1 pseudogene is annotated in these 432 nt (G+C 38.7%); it reads right to left on the bottom strand.

What is annotated here, in order from left to right:
- A pseudogene (locus AB4486_RS24370) lies at positions 1-192 on the bottom strand (phosphate/phosphite/phosphonate ABC transporter substrate-binding protein); the annotation flags it as partial.
- Positions 193-432 lie beyond the last annotated feature (240 nt).

Genomic DNA, 432 nt, shown 5'->3' with positions numbered 1-432 from the left:
ATCTTCAACTGGCGTATAAGCAAAAATTAGCGTGTTTGGGTCAACCCATTGTGATTCATCTTGAGGAACATCAGCAACCAAGTTGCCAGAGCGATCTTCGTATCGTGTATCCATTGCTAATGCAGAACCAGAAAAAATCAGCGCAGCAGTAATAGCGCTCTTAAGCGTGAGATTTGTTTTTGTCGGTTTCATTATGTCAGTCCAATTGAGTGATTTGTTGGAAGGAAGTATAGGAATCGAGGATGACAGAACCGATGCCTTTTGATGACGGATTTATGAATGGTGTAACATAATGTTTCTAGCGGTATGGAGTTAGATGCTTTATAAGTGTTTGATTCATTGAGTAAATTAATAGGGCACGACTCGTTGCTAATTTACTCAATTGGCGCTAGGTTGAAATCCTGTTATAGTGATCCTTAAATAATACATAAA

The organism is Vibrio sp. 10N.222.55.C6 (assembly GCF_041473395.1).
Taxonomy (GTDB): domain Bacteria; phylum Pseudomonadota; class Gammaproteobacteria; order Enterobacterales; family Vibrionaceae; genus Vibrio; species Vibrio crassostreae_C.
The sequence above is the reverse complement of the archived record's forward strand: the minus strand, read 5'-3'. Positions and strand labels throughout refer to the sequence as shown.